Origin of the sequence: Streptomyces sp. SID14436, from assembly GCF_010548465.1 — a bacterium.
Classification (GTDB): domain Bacteria; phylum Actinomycetota; class Actinomycetes; order Streptomycetales; family Streptomycetaceae; genus Streptomyces.
In genome coordinates this window covers 1-13659 of sequence record NZ_JAAGMD010000538.1, presented here as the reverse complement: position 1 = coordinate 13659, position 13659 = coordinate 1, and the positions used below count along the sequence as shown (strand labels likewise).

The following is a 13659-nucleotide window of genomic DNA, read 5'->3' as shown; positions in this document are numbered from 1 at the left end:
CCTCCTCGATACGGCACTGGACCAGCCCCCATGGTACGGCCGGGTGAAACGGTCACGGGGCGCGATGACCTGTTACCGGGGGCGCACGGGAGGTGCCGGGGCCGCCGCCCCGCTGCTATGCGAAGCGGGCCGCCAGCAGCACGACGTCCTCGGGGGTGTCCGCCGGGTCCGCGCCGTCCGGCAGCACGGTGCGCAGCACGTGGTCGGCGATCGCGCCGGGGTCGTGCCGCAGCGCGGCCGGCACTCCGGCCGCCGCCGCGTGCAGCCGCGCGAAGGCCCGGTCGGTGGGGTCGCCGGTGCGGTGCAGCAGTCCGTCGGTGTAGAGCAGCACGGTCTCGCCCGGCTCCGCGTGGATCTCCACGCTCGGCGCCTCCCAGCAGGCGAGCATGCCCAGGGGGGCGGACACCGACGTCTCCACGTACTGCGTGCGGCGCTCGCCCAGCAGCAGGGGCGGGCTGTGCCCGGCACCGGCAAGTGTGATCTTGCGCAGGGCGGGCTCGCAGTAGCCGAACAGCGCGGTGGCGGACCGGGCCGGTTCGGTGAGCCGCAGCAGCAGCTCCAGGTCGGACAGCACGGCGACGGGGTCCTCGCCCTCCATCACGGCGTACGCGCGCAGGGACGCCCGCAGCCGGCCCATGGCGGCGACGGCGCTGGGCCCGGACCCGGTGACGGAGCCCACGGCGAGGCCGAGCGCGGCGTCCGGGAGCGGCAGTGCGTCGTACCAGTCGCCGCCGCCGCGCGCGCAGGTGCGGTGGCGGGCGGCCAGCTGGACGCCGGGGACCCGGGGCAGGCGGGCGGGCAGCAGCTCGTCGGCGATGGTGGCCATGGACGCGCGCGTGCGCTCCAGCTCCAGCAGCCGGGCGAGGTGCTCCGCGGCGTACCGGGTGTACAGGCCGGCGAGGTGGCGGCAGCGCTCCTCCGGCTCGGCGGGCTCGTCGTAGAGCCACACGGCGGCACCCAGGCGCCGGCCGGACCCGGTGGTGAGGGGGAGGGCGTAGCTCGCGGCGTAGCCGAGGCGGGCGGCGACCTCGCGGTGGCGGGGGTCCAGGCCCTTCTCGGCGAACAGGTCGGCCTCGACGACGCCGTCGTCGGTGCCCGGCAGGCCGTCCAGGATCCTGCCGTAGGGCAGGGAGCTGCGCGGCACCGTCTCGATGTGGCCGAGGTCCGCGCGGCCCAGGCCGAGGCCGATGGTGGTGTCGGGGCCGAGACCGTCGGCGGGCTCCAGGACGACCAGCCCGCGCCGGGCGCCGACCAGGGCGGCTCCCGCGCGCAGCAGTTCCTGGAGCGCCTCGTCGAGGGTGGCCGTGCGCACCAGGCGCTCGGTGAGCTCGTGGAGGGTCGTGAGGTCCGAGACCCAGCCGGCGAGGCGGTCCTGCAGCAGTGCGCCGGGTGGGGACGGAGGGTTTTGCGGGACGCCCGGGGAGGTACTCGTCGAAACGGACGCGACAGTGTGTGCGGGCGCGGGAACCGTTGAATCGATTCCGGCCACTTTCGGAGGGTGCGGGGCGTTCATGGTGTCCGGCTTTCCGACCGGTACGTACTGCTCAAAAGCATCGCAAACCCCCATGTCATTCTGCGTCGCCGGCAGTGTCTCCACATGTACACGTACTCGTAAGGAGATGTCCAGCATTGTCCTGCTGGGATTCCTGGTGTCCGGGGGGCTGGAGAGGAAATCCCCACCCGCCCCTTGCCGCGAGAAGGAATTGGCTTGAAACTGCCTCAAGGGGAGGCTTATTGCGGTCGACTGGGCTTGCTCGACGGAGCGTCACAGCGGTCGTGTTGGGTACGTACTCGGTGAAGGCCAGGGGTGGTTGGGAATCACTCGGGAACCTGGGGACGGACCCGAGCGTCTTAACCACCGACGACCGTGCCCCATCCTCCCGTGGCGGAGGCGAAGAGAAATACGCGCGACGGAAAACGCCAGACTTCGCCACCCCCACGCCGTGCCCACGCCCTTGATGAACGCAGTATGGGTGGAACGGCCGCGGAGGCAGCCCATGCTCGGCCCGGAGGGGACCCCCTTGCCCGGAGCAGGGGTGTGATGCGCCAACAGGTACGCACAGTGAAGTGATCGACACATGTTGTGACCACGGTGTTGCCAGGCGTGCAACGGAAAGGAACGAGCGCTCATGCGCGAGATCCTCGGAAGGCGTCGCAGGCTCCTGTCCCGGCGAGGCGACGGAGCGTCTGAGCTGATCGGCGCGGCCCTGACCTTCGCCACTCAATGGAAGTGGCCGGTGCTCCCGGGCGTGGCGGCGGACCCGGGCAGCAGGTCCCGCTGCGCCTGCCCTGACCCGGAATGCACGGTGCCGGGGGCCCATCCCTTCGATCCCGGCCTCCTCGCGGCCACCACCGACGCGCGCATGGTGCGCTGGTGGTGGGGCAACCGGCCGACCGCTCCGGTGGTCCTGGCCACCGGCGGCCACGCCCCGTGCGCGGTCTCGCTGCCCGCGGAGCCGGCCGCCCGCGCCCTCGAGTCCCTGGACCGGCTCGGCATGCGCCTCGGCCCGGTCGTCGCCTCGCCGACCCGCTGGTCGATCCTGGTGAAGCCGTACTCCCTGGAGCAGCTCGGCGAACTGCTGTACGCGAAGGACTTCGTCCCCGGCTCCCTCCGTTTCCACGGCGAGGGCGGTTACCTCGCCCTCCCGCCGTCCGGGACCGGACAGGGCGACATCACCTGGGAGCGCGCCCCGCTGCCCGGCTCGGCCTCCCCGTGGCTGCCCGACGTCGAGGCCGTGGTGGACGCCGTGGTCGACACCCTCACTCGTACGGGTGTGAGCGCGCCCGAGCTGTAGGGATCCCGGCGCGGCGCCCACCGCGGCGGCCCGGGAGCGTTATGTTGCGGAACCATGCCGCGTCATGCCGGGGGGCGTGCCAGGGACCCCCGAACAGCCCGTCTGCTCGCCTTCGTCGGCGCCGCGACGGCCTGCGTGGTCGCGCTGCCGCTGGCGGCGGAGTCCGGCGGGTCGCCGAGCCCGTTGGGCGCGGTGGGTGCGCTGGGTTCCGCGCAGGAGGCGGGACGCACGGGGCCCACGGCCCTCGGCGGCCCGCCGGGGTCGGAAGGCGCCGAACGGCCCGGGGAGACGCGCGGTGAGCGGTCCGGCACCGCGACCGGATCCGCGGCCGCCGGCGACCTGGCCGTGCGGAGCGGGGCGGCGGACCGGAACGCCGAGGCGCCGGCCGGGGATCAAGTGGGAGACGGGCGGACCGGGGTTCCCGAGGGGGCACCCGGCGCGTTCGACGACCTTGACGGACCGAGGCCCCCGTCAACCGGCCTGTTCCGGGCGCCGGTTCTGCGTTGCGGCCCCGAACTCTCCTCCCCCGACGGCATCGAGGCCCAGACCTGCGTCGTCGTCCTGGGTGACGAGGTCTGGGGGCGCACCTACTACCGCAACGCCACCGGTACGGCGCCGTCCGCCGTGCTGAGCCTCATGGCGCCCGGCGGTCGCAGCGTGCGCGTCCACTGCGCGGTGGAGTCCGGGGACGAACCGGCGGTCTGCGAGACGCCCCGCCGGCCGAGGAGGGGGCACCTCGACGAGCACGAGGCGATCGTGGAATTCGCGGCCCGGTCCGGGGACGGACCGCTGCTGCTGCGGGCCGGAAGCAACCAGCCCGGCGACTGAGTCACGCCCCGGTCGGTGGACGGCACGACGCCGTCAGGGCACCCGCGCCGGCCGATCTCACCGGACAACTCCGCAGCGGAAACAGCCGGTTGGCATATGAACGCGTTCCGTGAACGATCCATGACACGAAAGACCCGGTTGCTGGCGACGGGGGATGCACCAGCAACCGGGCTACTGGAACGGTAACAAGAGATCGGCGGTTCGCAAATTCGATCTCAGTCGTTTCAGGTCACCGACTTGCTTGTGCGAGCCGGGAGTTGCGCATGTAGCCGGTGTTTCCACCGGGACGGCTGTGCTGACCGGTCGGTCAGCACAGCCGTCCCCGCCGAGGTCCGCGTCAGCTGAGCGTGACCTGGCGGTTGGTCAGCCCGCCACGCGCCCGGCGTTCGTCGGCGGTCAGCGGAGCGTCGGTGGCGAGCGCGGCGGCGAGCCGCTCGGCGAACTCGGCCGCCGGCTTCTCCACGTCGTCGGCGCCGACCTCGCTCGGCAGGTCCCAGACCGGCACGGTCAGACCGTGGGCGCGGAACGAACCGACCAGGCGGGTGCCATCGCCCAAGGAGGAGCGGCCCGCCGCGTGCAGCCGCGCCAGAGCGTCCAGAAGCTGCTCCTCCGGGTGCGGCATGACCCACCGCAGGTGGTTCTTCTCCGGCGTCTCGCACCAGTAGGCCGCGTCGACGCCCGCCAGCTTCACGGTGGGGATGGCGGCGGCATTGGCGCGTTCCAGGGAGGCGGTCACCTCCGGGGTGGCGTTCTCCGAGTCGGGCACCCAGAACTCGAAACCGCTGTGCACGACCGGCTCGAACGCGGCCTCCGGGTCGAGCAGGTCCTGCAGCCGGGGACCGTCGGCGGGTGCGCGCCGGCCCTGCACAGGCTGGCCAGGGGCCGCGTCGAGGGCTCGCTGGAGGGTGTCGGCGAGGTCGCGGCTGATGTCGCCGGAGGACGTGTCGTTCTGCAGACCGATCAGCACGGAGCCGTCGTCGCGGCGCAGCGCCGGCCAGGCCATCGGAAGCACCGTGGCAAGGGTGACCGACGGGACGCCCTCGGGCAGGCCGTCCTTGAGCGTGAGCGCGGCGGTGGCCGCCGGTACCAGCTCCCGCAGCGCCACCCAGTCGCACTCACCCGCCAGGCCCTCGAAGGGACGGTGCACCAACTCGGTCACGGCGTGCGCGGCGGCCCGTCCGTGGCAGGCCTTATAACGGCGGCCACTGCCGCAGGGGCAGGGCTCCCGCGCACCGACGACCGGGATCTCCCCGTCCGTGAGCTGCGGGCGCTTGGCCGCCTTCGTCTGGGGGCGCTTCTTGGCCATCGTGGCTGTCTCCCGGTTACGGCTCGTCTCGTACGGCGCGAGCCTAGCCGTTCACCCGGCGGGGGCCGGTATCCGCGGAGGGGCGGCGGGAGTGTGGTGGACGGTCCCGGAAGGACGCGGGAGGTGGCCGTCCGGGCGGGGCGGCGGTTCCTGTCGGCGATGGCGGTGCGGCCGGAGGTGTCGTTCCGGCGACCAACGGTTCCCGGAGGCGCGGGGGCTGCCGGAGACGGCCGTCCGAGCGGGCTGGCGGCTTCTGCCGGCGGTGGCGGTGCGGCCGGAGCCGGCGTCCCGCCGCTCAGCCGAGGTCGTCGAAGGCTTCCGCGAAGCCCAGCCCTGGTATCTCGGCCACGGAAGGGGCCGTCACCCGTGCCGCGAAGTCGGCCCGGCGGTGCCGGGCGGCCGGGTCGCGGACGGTGTCCTGCAGGACCACCCACACCGTGACCTCGCCGGGGACCTCGTCGCGTACGCCCCAGTCGTCGGCCAGCGCGGTGATGATGTTCAGCCCCCGGCCGCCGCGCGCGGTCACCGAGGGCGTGGCCGGTGCCGGGCGGGTCGGGCCGCCGCCGTCGGTGACCTCGACGACGAGCCGGCCGCAGGGGTCGATGCGCCAGGCGGCCCGTACGTCGCCGTCGCCCGCGAGGGCGTCGCCGAGGGGTCTGCCGTGCTTGCACGCGTTGCTCAACAGCTCGGAAAGGATCAGTACGGCATCGTCGATGACCGAGTCCGCGACCCCGCCCGCGCGCAGCTGCGCACGCATGCGGTGCCTCGCTTCCCCCACGCCCGCAGGGCCGTGGGGAACGGCCATGCACGACGACGCGGGCACCTCCTGTGCCACCACCAACGCCACCCCCGAGACCTCCTTTGCCCCACGCCACGGTGTGGATGCCCCATTGGCCTGAACCGGAAACCGGCCGATCCCTGTGCGGTGACGCACTCGAAACGAGTGAACACGCACCGAACGCGCCGGAGCACTCCCCGTCATCATGTGGCTGGATTTCTTCGGTGTGGCCGAGACGTGAGGATGCTCCGGAGGCGTGTGCGCGGTCAAGGGGCGCGCGTCATCCCGGTCCTTCTGTGACGTATCGGTTCGGACACCGCGCCGTGCGATGGACATGGTGCGCAGATGGTGACGGTTGTGCGGGTTCAGCGACCGAGCTGGTCGAGCACCGCGCGCGGGCGGTTGGTGATGATCGCGTCCACCCCGAGGCCGACGCACAGGTCCACGTCGTCGGGCTCGTTGACGGTCCACGTGTGCACCTGGTGACCGGACTGTTTCAGCCGTTCGATGTACGTGGGATGGCTGCGCAGGATCCGGATCGAGGGGCCCGCGATGTCGACGCCCACCGGCAGCCGTCCGTCGCGCAGCCGGGGCGAGACGAACTGCATGAGGTACACCGTGGGCAGCGTCGGGGACGCGGCCCGCACCCGGTGCAGTGACCGTGCGGAGAAGCTCATCACCCGGACCGGGGAGTCCGCCGGGTCGGCCGGGGCGTCCAGCCCGAACCGCTTCAGCAGGAACAGCAGCCGTTCCTCCACCTGGCCCGCCCACCGGGTGGGGTGCTTGGTCTCGATGGCGAGTTCCACGCGCCGCCCCGCGTCGGCGACCAGTTCCAGCAGCCGCTCGAGGGTGAGGACGGAGGTGGCCTCCCGGTCCTCGGGGCGGTGCTCCCAGTCCGGCTCCTCGGCGCGTCCGGCGAAGGAGTCGCGGTTCTTCCAGGAACCGAAGTCGAGAGCGGCGAGATCGGAGAGCTCCAGCGCCGACACGGCACCGCGGCCATTGGACGTACGGTTGACTCGACGGTCGTGAACACAGACCAAATGACCGTCGGCGGTCAGACGTACATCGCATTCGAGCGCGTCCGCACCGTCCTCGATCGCTTTGCGATACGCGGCCAGGGTGTGTTCGGGGGCGTCCTCGGAGGCCCCGCGGTGTGCGACGACTTGGGTGAGGTGCTGGCGTGCGTGGGTCACCGCGTCATGGTGCCACCGCGCGCGGGTACACGTGCGGTCGGTGCGGAAGGAGCGGTGCGGAGGTCCGGTCGGAGGCATCGGAATGGCGCGCCTTAAGTGAGTAATGCCCTATATAAAGAATGACCCCGGACCCACAGGAACGGCTTACCGTGCCCTGACGGCCCGTGGGAAAAGCTGACGTCGTACAAAGAGAACCTGCCCGACCGCATTGCGCCGGGACGGTCGACGAGTGAACGAGCGTGTCCGAGTGCGACCGAGAAAAAGAGCCGTGGATCGAGGAGAGAAGCTGTGAGCACCGAGAACGAGGGCACCGCGGTCCCCCCGGCGCCGTCCGCACCGCCCACGCGGACGGATGCCCCCGCTGCTCCGGCACCTCAGGAGCGCCCGGCACCCGACCAGGGCAGCAACCCGACGACGCCCCTGCCCCCCGTCCCGACGACCGCCCCGGACCACGGCCCGTACGGGACCCCCACGCAGGACGCGACCGCCGCCCACGGCACCCCGGGCACGCCCGGCGCCGGACACGGCGGTCCCCACGGCTCGCCGTCCGCCCCCGACCCCTCCTGGCCGCCGCCCCCGCCGCCCGGCACCCCGGCCCAGGGCGGCGGGCCCGGTGGCCCCTTCGGCCCGTACGGCGACGGCGGATCCGGCCACGGCCAGGGAGGCGGCGGCTGGGGCTCCTCGTACCAGCCCCCGGAGCCCAAGAAGAAGGGCAGTGGCGGCCGGCTGCTCGCCGCGATCGCTGCTGCCGCGCTGCTGGCGGGCGGTCTGGGCGGCGGGCTGGGCTACACACTGGCCAAGAACAACGACGACAGCGGCTCCACCACCGTCTCCGCGTCGACCAGCGGGGGCAACGTCAAGCGCGACCCCGGCACGGTCGCGGCCGTCGCCTCCAAGGCGCTGCCGAGCACGGTCACCATCGAGGCCGAGGGCCGCAGCGGCGAGGGCGGCACCGGCACCGGCTTCGTGTTCGACACCCAGGGCCACATCGTCACCAACAACCACGTGGTGGCGGAGGCCGTCGACGGCGGCAAGGTCTCCGCGACCTTCCCGGACGGCAAGAAATACGAGGCCAAGGTCGTCGGCCACGCGCAGGGCTACGACGTCGCCGTCATCAAGCTGGCGGACGCCCCGTCGAACCTCAAGCCGCTGCCCCTGGGCAACTCCGACGAGGTCGTCGTCGGCGACTCGACCATCGCCATCGGCGCCCCCTTCGGCCTGTCCAACACGGTGACGACTGGCATCATCAGCGCCAAGAACCGGCCGGTCGCCTCCAGCGACGGCACCGGCAGCCAGGCGTCGTACATGAGCGCCCTGCAGACCGACGCGTCCATCAACCCGGGCAACTCCGGCGGCCCGCTGCTCGACGCCCAGGGCAACGTCATCGGCATCAACTCCGCCATCCAGTCCACGAGCAACGGCGGCTTCGGCACCGGCCAGGCCGGCTCGATCGGACTGGGCTTCGCCATCCCGATCAACCAGGCCAAGTACGTCGCCCAGGAACTGATCAAGAACGGCAAGCCGGTGTACGCCAAGATCGGCGCCTCCGTCTCCCTCGAGGACACCTCGGGCGGGGCGAAGATCACCGACCAGGGCGCCGGCGGCTCCGAGGCCGTCGACCCGGGCGGCCCCGCCGACAAGGCCGGCCTCGAGCCCGGTGACGTCATCACCAAGCTGGACGACCGGGTCATCGACTCCGGACCCACCCTGATCGGCGAGATCTGGACCCACAAGCCGGGCGACGAGGTCACCCTCACCTACAAGCGGGACGGCAAGGAGCACACCACCGAACTCACCCTGGGCGCCCGCGTCGGCGACAGCTGACCCCACCCCGCCCGCACCGACCCGTTACCCTGGTCCCCGCGCCGCCGATCACCGGCAGGCGCGGGGAGGTGTGCCCGAGCGGCCGAAGGGAACGGTCTTGAAAACCGTCGTGGCAGCGATGTCACCGTGGGTTCAAATCCCACCGCCTCCGCGCTGAGAGCAGTGCGAGCGGGCCCCTGTGCCGGAAGCCGGCCGGGGGCCCGTTCTCGTGTCCGGACCCCATGACCGCCCGTGCTCCCGTGGTTTTCGGTCAATCGGGCACGGAAGGCGCTGTGCCTCGCTGCTTCTGTGCAGCAGTCTTCGGGGCATGGACGTGAACGAGTTCCTGGCTCAGCCCTGGTCCCGCGCGTGGCGACCAGCGGGCCTGACATCCGGCCGGTGTGGTTTCTCTGGGAGGGCGGCGCGTTCTGGTGGCTCACCGGCTCGTACTCCCGGCTGGAGCAACTCCTCGCCGTGGACTCGCGCGTGGCGCTGGTGATCGATACCTGCGACGTGTCCGCGAGGACGGTGTTCTCGGTGACGTGCCGAGGAGTGGCTGAGGTCGTGCCGCTCGACCGGGCCAGGGCCGTTCGCAAGCTGACCCGCTACCTCGGGCCCGAGGATCGGTGGCCAGTGCGGTTCTCCGCTCCGCTGGACGACCCTGCGACCAAGATGGTCCGGTTGGCGCCCGATCGTCCGCCTCGGCTGCAGGATCGTTCGTGGTGACAGCCGGACGGTCCCGGTTGCCCGTGGTCGTGCCGGGTCAGGACGCGGCTCGCAGCAGGCGCAGTTGGCCGATTTCCGCGACGTTCTTCATCAGCTCGGCGTTCGCCCAGGCGAGCATGTCGGCCACGGTGCGGGCCGGGTCGGGCGGCCAGGGGAAGGGGGCCGTGGCGTCGAGGTCGGCTTCGGTGAGGCGGTCCAGGGCGGTCAGCCATTCGGTGCGCAGGGAGCGGAGCCAGTCCACGGCCGGGGCGCCCGCGCCGGGCCAGACGACCGTGGTGCGTTCGCGGGGCTCGCGGCCCTGGAGGTGGTTGAGGGCGACGCTCCACCACCAGCCCACGTGCCAGCTCACCCAGGCGATGGTGGGCACCGGGACGGGGTCGGGCTCGGTCTCCGCGAAGTCCGGCTCCCAGGTTCCGTCCGCCGTGGGGTGCAGGGTCCAGCAGTGGGCGGCGGGTTCCCACAGGAAGTCCTCCGGTTCCAGCCGCTCCAGGTGGTACTCGAACAGGGACCACGTCAGGTCGAACTGCCCTCGCAGCAGGTCGAGGCGGGGGGTGGGGGACGGCTCGGTGCGGGGTGCGGTGATGACGTTCATGGACGGTGTACTGGTCTTTCTGTGGGGCGAGTGGGCCTCGGTGGCGTCTGTCAGAGCTCGTCGTCCTCCGCCAGGCGCTCCCAGGGCAGCTCCCGAAGGCGGGGATCCGCGTCGCATCCCGAGGGCAGCAGGGAGGTCGGCTGGAACCAGACGACGGTGAGGCGCGAGCGGTGGAGTACGCGGTCGTGGGCCGGGTCGAGGGCCGCGGAGCTGAAGGAGCCGACGCAGGTCACGGCGGGCAGGACCTCGACCGGCCCGAAGGCTCCCGCGTACTGGTCGGGGTACTCACGCGGGGGCGTGACGAGGTGGACGGGGGCGCCGGGGAAGGCTTGGGCGGCGGACCGCAGCAGCCCCTTGATCCACAGGTCGTTCAGCGGCTTGCAGGGGTAACCCTCGAGCAGTCCGCCGTACGTCGACGACAGGCGCAGTTCGGACAGGTTCACCTCGCGGCCGGACGTGAGGACTACGCGGGCGAGCGACATGGTCGGCACTCTAGAGCGGTGGTGCATCGGGGTCTTTCGATTTTCGTGGCGGCCGGGGAGCGGGGTCGGGGCAGGTCAGGGGGTGTGACCGGTGAGGCGGGCCGCCGAGGCGATCGTCGCGCGGGCCTCGCGTTCGGACAGGCCGGTGCCGAGGGCCGCGCGGACGAGGGGGTCCACGAGGGCGGGACCGATGCCGTCCTCGTAGGCGCGGCAGGCGGCCCAGAACAGGCGGGTGTTCCGCTGGCCCGCGTGGGCGGCGAGGACGAACTGCACCAGGCCCTGGCCGTGCCCGCCGGCCGACGAGGGCGTGGGGTGGTGCGGCCGGGGTGGCGGCAGCAGGATCCGCAGCAGGGCGGGTGGGCAGGCGGCCGGGGGGAGGTGGGCCGTGCCGGGGGCGGCGGTGTAGGTGCCGTGGTCGGTACGGGAGCCGGGGCCCACGAGGTAGCCGCCGGCGCCGCGGACGTCGATGCCCGGGGCGAGCCGGCTCGCGGAGTTGGGGACGACGACATCGGGCGGGCCGCTCAGCCACAGGTGGCGTCCGCCGCTGGGTGTCCGGACGACCACGGTGGCGGGGATGGTGAACAGGTGTCGCAGGGCGATCTCGCGCAGTGCCGCCGAGGCGTCGGTGCCGGTCTTGGTGTCCAGGTCGATGCCGATGAGGTGGTGCGGGGGGAGGCCGCAGGCGATGCCGTAGCCGGTGGCGTGGGGCGCGGCGGCGAACATGCGGCGGATGCGGACGGGATCGGTGGAGGCGTCGTAGACCCCGTGCCCGAGGCGTCCGCAGGCGCCGTGGCAGCGGTTGGGGGTGGCGGGGTCGTCGCGGTGCGGGGAGCGCAGGGCCGGGAGCTTCGTCCGGGACAGGGGGATGACGGCCAGCCCGCGTTCGGCGGCTGACAGGGCGTGTGCGAGGGCCAGCGTCGTGGCCTGCCGGTCGGTGGTGGCCATGCCTCCATGTTCGTACGTACGTTCGAAAAAGGAAAGGGGGTAAGGGTGGCGACACGCCGTGGGTCCCTCGGTCGGCGGAATGCGTGCCGGAACGCTTCCTCCCATGGGGGCCTTGGGGGGTGTCGTCACATTCGAGGTGAGCTGCCGCTCAAGTGACGGAAAAGGGTTTATCGACATGTCCTCACGCTTGCGTGCGAATGACGGCGTACGGGGTGGTTCGGGGCGCTGCGGTGGGCAACTCTGATCATGCGACGTCGTGCACAGCAGGACCGGGGCGGTCGGCCAACCGCCCTGACCACAGCCGTACTTCACGCACGCATGGCCGACGGCCGGTGCGTCCTTGGTTCTGGAGGGAACTCAACATGGCAAGCATCCGTACTGCCCGCGTCATCGCCGCCGTCTCCGCCCTGCCGCTCGCGGCCGCCCTCTTCACCGGCGTCGCGACGGCGGACAACGGCGCCGTCGCGGACAACGGATCGAGCGCGACGGCGGCGAGTGCCGTGGCCGGGGTCGTCGGAAGCGGCGTGGGCGGCGACAACTTCGGCAACTCCGCCACCACACAGCAGCAGGCCGTCGGCTCCGGCGCCTCGAACCAGAGCAATACCGCCCAGGTCAACGGATCCGCCTTCACGGCGGTGAACCAGGGCAACGACAACGTGGCCGTCAGCTTCACCCCGCTGTGGTGGTGAGGTGACCGGGGCCTCTTCGGTCCCGGATGGTGTGGGGGTGTGCTTCGTGGGGTGCAAGGCGTCTGCGCGGCGGTGCTTCGGTGCCGCCGCGCAGGCGTTCGTGGGGCTCGGGGCACTTGACGCCACAGCGCACCGGAGCCGAATCTGACGAGTAGTCAGAAACTGGCGTGGGAGATGTGAGAACCCGTGCGGCGGGCGCGGTGTACCAAAAGTGTCAGGGCACGAGGAGCGAGGCGAGCGGGACGACGAGGGGGGTCGGATGAGCGCGGTGCAGGAGGTGGTGGACGAGACCGGCGGGGGCCTGTAGGCGCGGCTGAAGGAGTACGAGGGGCGGCCGGCCGTGTCGGGCGGGAGGGGCCGGGACCCGGTCAACGCACTCATGATCAGGCACTGGTGCGAGGCGATGGGGGACGCCAACCCGGCGTACACGGGCCCGGACGCGGTTGCGCCCCCCACCATGCTGCAGGTGTGGACGATGGGAGGACTCTCCGGCCACGACCGGGGGGAGCCCGTGGGGGCGGCGGGCGGCGGGCGGCCGGACAGCGGCGCGGACCGGCCGCACGGACGCGTTCGACGACCTGCTCCGGCTCCTCGACGAGGCGGGCTGCACCGCGGTGGTGGCGACCGACTGCGAGCAGGAGTACGCGCGTCCCCTGCGCCCGGGCGACGACATCGCCTTCGACGCGGTGACCGAGTCGGTGTCCGCCCGGAAGACGACGAAGCTGGGAGCGGGGTACTTCGTCACGACCCGGATGGACGTCCGGGTCGCCGGTGACCTCGTGGGCACGCACCGCTTCCGCATCCTTAAGAGGTCCTAACAGAAGTCGCTGATGGTGTGACTGTCGGCTCAGATGCTCGTTGCTCTGTTCGTGGGGAAGAGGAACTCCCGTCCGTGGATCGTGTCGGACGAACTGTGGTCGCTGATCGAGCCGTTGTTGCCGGAGCCGGGTCCGAAGCTGGTCGCCGGGCGGCCGAGGGTTCCTGACCGGCAGGCTCTGTGCGGGATTCTGTTCGTCCTGCACACCGGCATCCAGTGGGAGTACCTACCCCAGGAGCTCGGCTTCGGCTCAGGCATGACGTGCTGGCGGCGGCTGGCCGCTTGGAACGAGGCCGGCGTGTGGGACCGCCTTCACGTCATCCTGCTGCAGAAGTTGCGGGCTGCGAAGCAGCTCGACTGGTCTCGGGCGGTGATCGACTCCAGCCATGTGCGGGCCGCTCGACGAGGCCCAAAAGCGGACCCAGCCCGGTCGACCGTGCGCGTCCGGGCAGCAAGCACCACGTCCTCGTCGACGGTCAGGGCGTCCCGCTCGCGGTGTCGCTGACCGGCGGCAACCGTAACGACGTCACGCAACTGCTGCCCCTCCTCGCCAAGGTCCCGTCCGTTGCGGGCCTGGTCGGGCGGCCGCGTCGGCGGCCCGACATGGTGCTCGGCGACCGTGGCTACGACCACGACAAGTACCGTCGGCTCGTGTGGGCTTTGGGCATCAAGCCGGTGATCGCCCGCCGCGGCACCCCTCATGGT

The 13659-nt window shown here is 72.1% G+C and carries 12 protein-coding genes, 1 tRNA gene and 2 pseudogenes; 8 read left to right on the top strand and 7 right to left on the bottom strand.

What is annotated here, in order from left to right; translation table 11 throughout:
* Positions 1-115 precede the first annotated feature (115 nt).
* Positions 116-1630: a PP2C family protein-serine/threonine phosphatase gene (locus tag G3I53_RS18920; protein WP_164438575.1), complete on the bottom strand. Its 1515-nt coding sequence runs from the start codon at positions 1628-1630 to the stop codon at positions 116-118.
* A 499-nt stretch (positions 1631-2129) separates the two neighbouring features.
* Here G3I53_RS18920 and G3I53_RS18915 point away from each other — a divergent pair, with 499 nt between their 5' ends.
* The gene (locus G3I53_RS18915; protein ID WP_164335865.1) at positions 2130-2795 is read left to right on the top strand and encodes a bifunctional DNA primase/polymerase; all 666 of its coding nucleotides are present in this window, start codon (positions 2130-2132) and stop codon (positions 2793-2795) included.
* 54 nt (positions 2796-2849) lie between these two features.
* Positions 2850-3623 (top strand): hypothetical protein, encoded by a 774-nt coding sequence (locus tag G3I53_RS18910; RefSeq protein WP_164438574.1) that lies wholly within the window; start codon positions 2850-2852, stop codon positions 3621-3623.
* A 337-nt stretch (positions 3624-3960) separates the two neighbouring features.
* Here the strand turns inward: G3I53_RS18910 and G3I53_RS18905 are convergent, their stop codons facing one another.
* The 3 genes from G3I53_RS18905 to G3I53_RS18895 form a co-directional block, all read right to left on the bottom strand.
* On the bottom strand, positions 3961-4929 hold the full coding sequence (locus tag G3I53_RS18905; protein WP_164332444.1) for a DUF5926 family protein: 969 nt from the start codon (positions 4927-4929) through the stop codon (positions 3961-3963).
* A gap of 295 nt (positions 4930-5224) precedes the next feature.
* Entirely contained in the window at positions 5225-5863 is a 639-nt protein-coding gene (locus tag G3I53_RS18900; RefSeq protein WP_164332447.1) for an ATP-binding protein, read from the bottom strand.
* A gap of 209 nt (positions 5864-6072) precedes the next feature.
* Positions 6073-6900 carry a glycerophosphodiester phosphodiesterase gene (locus G3I53_RS18895; RefSeq protein WP_164332445.1) on the bottom strand — a complete coding sequence of 276 codons (828 nt, stop codon included), beginning with the start codon at positions 6898-6900 and terminating at the stop codon, positions 6073-6075.
* 288 nt (positions 6901-7188) lie between these two features.
* On the opposite strand from G3I53_RS18895, the gene G3I53_RS18890 reads away from it, so the two are divergent.
* The 3 genes from G3I53_RS18890 to G3I53_RS18880 all read left to right on the top strand — a co-directional run bounded on the left by G3I53_RS18890 (position 7189) and on the right by G3I53_RS18880 (position 9429).
* Positions 7189-8724 (top strand): trypsin-like peptidase domain-containing protein, encoded by a 1536-nt coding sequence (locus tag G3I53_RS18890; protein ID WP_164438573.1) that lies wholly within the window; start codon positions 7189-7191, stop codon positions 8722-8724.
* Between the two features lie 64 nt (positions 8725-8788).
* A tRNA-Ser gene (locus G3I53_RS18885) sits at positions 8789-8875 on the top strand.
* A gap of 197 nt (positions 8876-9072) precedes the next feature.
* Entirely contained in the window at positions 9073-9429 is a 357-nt protein-coding gene (locus tag G3I53_RS18880; protein WP_203591967.1) for a pyridoxamine 5'-phosphate oxidase family protein, read from the top strand.
* Positions 9430-9466: 37 nt separating this feature from the next.
* Here G3I53_RS18880 and G3I53_RS18875 read toward each other — a convergent pair whose 3' ends face one another.
* The 3 genes from G3I53_RS18875 to G3I53_RS18865 form a co-directional block, all read right to left on the bottom strand.
* Positions 9467-10021 (bottom strand): DinB family protein, encoded by a 555-nt coding sequence (locus tag G3I53_RS18875; RefSeq protein WP_164334667.1) that lies wholly within the window; start codon positions 10019-10021, stop codon positions 9467-9469.
* 50 nt (positions 10022-10071) lie between these two features.
* A complete protein-coding gene (locus G3I53_RS18870) occupies positions 10072-10503 on the bottom strand; it encodes a hypothetical protein (RefSeq protein WP_164334666.1) in 432 nt (143 codons plus the stop codon).
* A 75-nt stretch (positions 10504-10578) separates the two neighbouring features.
* Positions 10579-11448: a bifunctional DNA primase/polymerase gene (locus G3I53_RS18865; RefSeq protein WP_164334665.1), complete on the bottom strand. Its 870-nt coding sequence runs from the start codon at positions 11446-11448 to the stop codon at positions 10579-10581.
* A gap of 362 nt (positions 11449-11810) precedes the next feature.
* Between G3I53_RS18865 and G3I53_RS18860 the strand changes: the two genes are divergently transcribed.
* The 3 genes and pseudogenes from G3I53_RS18860 to G3I53_RS18845 form a co-directional block, all read left to right on the top strand.
* A complete protein-coding gene (locus G3I53_RS18860; RefSeq protein ID WP_164334664.1) occupies positions 11811-12137 on the top strand; it encodes a hypothetical protein in 327 nt (108 codons plus the stop codon).
* Between the two features lie 313 nt (positions 12138-12450).
* Positions 12451-12946, top strand: a pseudogene (locus tag G3I53_RS18855) (MaoC family dehydratase N-terminal domain-containing protein); the annotation flags it as partial.
* A 42-nt stretch (positions 12947-12988) separates the two neighbouring features.
* Positions 12989-13659, top strand: a pseudogene (locus G3I53_RS18845) (IS5 family transposase); the annotation flags it as partial.

Bases quoted from the DNA above. Each gene is read 5' to 3' on its own strand.
- G3I53_RS18920 (WP_164438575.1), bottom strand. From the start codon at position 1,630: ATGCTGGACATCTCCTTACGAGTACGTGTACATGTGGAGACACTGCCG.
- G3I53_RS18915 (WP_164335865.1), top strand. From the start codon at position 2,130: ATGCGCGAGATCCTCGGAAGGCGTCGCAGGCTCCTGTCCCGGCGAGGC.
- G3I53_RS18910 (WP_164438574.1), top strand. From the start codon at position 2,850: ATGCCGCGTCATGCCGGGGGGCGTGCCAGGGACCCCCGAACAGCCCGT.
- G3I53_RS18905 (WP_164332444.1), bottom strand. From the start codon at position 4,929: ATGGCCAAGAAGCGCCCCCAGACGAAGGCGGCCAAGCGCCCGCAGCTC.
- G3I53_RS18875 (WP_164334667.1), bottom strand. From the start codon at position 10,021: ATGAACGTCATCACCGCACCCCGCACCGAGCCGTCCCCCACCCCCCGC.
- G3I53_RS18870 (WP_164334666.1), bottom strand. From the start codon at position 10,503: ATGTCGCTCGCCCGCGTAGTCCTCACGTCCGGCCGCGAGGTGAACCTG.
- G3I53_RS18865 (WP_164334665.1), bottom strand. From the start codon at position 11,448: ATGGCCACCACCGACCGGCAGGCCACGACGCTGGCCCTCGCACACGCC.
- G3I53_RS18860 (WP_164334664.1), top strand. From the start codon at position 11,811: ATGGCAAGCATCCGTACTGCCCGCGTCATCGCCGCCGTCTCCGCCCTG.